Below are 2122 nucleotides of genomic sequence, written 5' to 3'. Positions count from 1 at the left end.
TGGTCATTAGGAAATGAGCAAACGCTCCCCGCCACTTTTACTAAGACTTCTAAAAATGGTGTTCCGATGATCGCCCTTTGCACTAGCATGTTAGGTGCGATCTTAGCTTTGATCTCAAGCGTTGTAGTTGCAAATACTGTTTATCTGGTCTTAGTCTCGCTCTCTGGTTTAGCCGTCGTTATCGTCTGGATGACGATCGCTTTATCACAGCTCAAATTTCGAAAGGCTTTTTTAGCCAGTGGTCATCAACTCTCGGAATTAAAATATAAAACACCACTTTTCCCCTTTGTTCCGTGGTTTGCCTTTAGCTTAAGCGGGGCCTCTTGTCTTTTGATCTGGTTTGATCCAATCCAAAGGATCGCTTTATCCTGGACTATTCCCTTTGTCATTGGTTGTTATCTTGCGCACTATCTTTTTGAAAAAAGAAAATAACTAAAATATAGCTCACCTTATTGCAAAGTGAGTGAAGTGAACCCCCTAAGTTGGACAAAGGAATCTAACTTAGGGGGTTTTACTATGACTAAATTTTCTTTTGAGGATAAGTTGCGGGCTGTAAATATGTATCTAAGAGGCTATGGAAGTAACACAGTAGCTAAAGTTTATAAAGTGAAGAATCACTCAAATATCCTTATGTGGGTCAAACGATATCAAAAATATGGTATTGATGGGTTAAAAGTTCGCTACCCTAAATACGATTACGATGGAAATTTTAAGCTCAATGTTTTAAACTGGAGAAAAAGACATAAGGCTTCCTATCCGGAAACAGCACTTCAGTTTGATATAAGTAATCCTGGGACGATCGCGACTTGGCAACGTAAATTGGATACTAAAGGTGTTGATGCCTTATTTACTAGAAGAGGACGGGCTAAACACATGACGACCAACAATAATAAACAAGCAGAAAAATCAGAATTATCTGAATTAGAACGTTTACGAGCTGAGAATCGTGCTTTACGGGTTGAAAATGAATACTTAAAAAAACTCGATGCCTTGGTTCAGAAGCGCGGACATCGCAAGAAAAATATCAAATCATCCAAGAATTAAGGCAAAAATTTAAATATACATTGGATGAAATACTACCTTACACTAGTCTTAAACGTAGTACATTTTACTATCAAGCCCAACGAATAAACAGGCGAAAAAATAAAGATGAGGAGCTATTAAAGCTTATAAAGGAGGTCAAATCAAAGCACCCGTGTTTTGGTTATCGTACAGTAACACTGAAATTACGATCTCAAGGCATAAAAGTAAATCATAAGCGTGTTAGTCGCATCATGCGAGAAAATGATCTATCAGCGCATATGTATAATAAACAAAGGCGAAAATATAATTCTGCCCTTGGACCACAAGGTAAGAAAGCTAAGAACTTATTACATCGACGTTTTGATACACATTTACCATTTCAAAAAATGGTGACCGACGTAAGTGAATTTAGGTATGGAAATAAGACACAAGAAGAACGTGTCTATCTTTCACCTATCAAAGATCTATGTACAGATGAAATAGTAAGCTATAGTATCAGTAAGCATCCAACAACAGCCTTCGTGGTAAAACCGTTGGATGCATTGATAAAACTTAGACCTAAATTAAACTATCGTATGACTCTCCATAGCGATCAAGGTGTCCAATATCAGAGTGTCCAATGGCGAAAGAAGCTAAAAGAAAATAGGATCTTTCAAAGCATGTCTCGTAGGGCAACGTGCTTAGATAATGCACCCATGGAAAGTTTTTTCCACACAATGAAAGTAGAGCTATATCACAATAAAGAATATACAACACAAGAAGAGTTGGTCAACGCAATGATCAGCTGGATCAGCTATTACAATAACGAACGGATAAAGGTCAAACTAAAAGGCAAGACACCGGTAGAATACCGACATCTTGCCTTAAGAAATATAGTCTAAATAGAGTGTCCAACTTTATGGGTTCACTTCATCGCAACGTTTATGGTCTTTTTTAACATTACTTCCTATTCATAGATCGGATGTTTTTGGTTGCTGTAATTTAAGTATAATCGATGGGGCGGAAAAAATCTATCTATGGAGGTTTCCAATTGTGCACGTTTTTTTGACTTGGCCCTACAAGTCAACGGAGATCTCCATGTGGACGGACACCACACGGT

At 37.8% G+C, this 2122-nt stretch carries 2 protein-coding genes and 1 pseudogene; all 3 read left to right on the top strand.

Annotation, left to right across the window (positions count from 1 at the left end; translation table 11 throughout):
• Positions 1 to 432 (top strand): annotated as a pseudogene (locus Q9Q35_RS10480) (amino acid permease); the annotation flags it as partial.
• 84 nt (positions 433 to 516) lie between these two features.
• Positions 517 to 1044: a helix-turn-helix domain-containing protein gene (locus Q9Q35_RS10475; RefSeq protein WP_004047940.1), complete on the top strand. Its 528-nt coding sequence runs from the start codon at positions 517 to 519 to the stop codon at positions 1042 to 1044.
• Positions 969 to 1904 (top strand): IS3 family transposase, encoded by a 936-nt coding sequence (locus Q9Q35_RS10470; RefSeq protein ID WP_112286404.1) that lies wholly within the window; start codon positions 969 to 971, stop codon positions 1902 to 1904. Before Q9Q35_RS10475 ends, Q9Q35_RS10470 begins: the two co-directional genes overlap by 76 nt.
• The last annotated feature ends 218 nt before the right edge of the window (positions 1905 to 2122 follow it).

It is taken from the genome of uncultured Ligilactobacillus sp., assembly GCF_948826705.1.
GTDB lineage: Bacteria > Bacillota > Bacilli > Lactobacillales > Lactobacillaceae > Ligilactobacillus.
This window is presented reverse-complemented; position numbering and strand designations above follow the sequence as displayed.

Bases quoted from the DNA above. Each gene is read 5' to 3' on its own strand.
- Q9Q35_RS10475 (WP_004047940.1), top strand. From the start codon at position 517: ATGACTAAATTTTCTTTTGAGGATAAGTTGCGGGCTGTAAATATGTAT.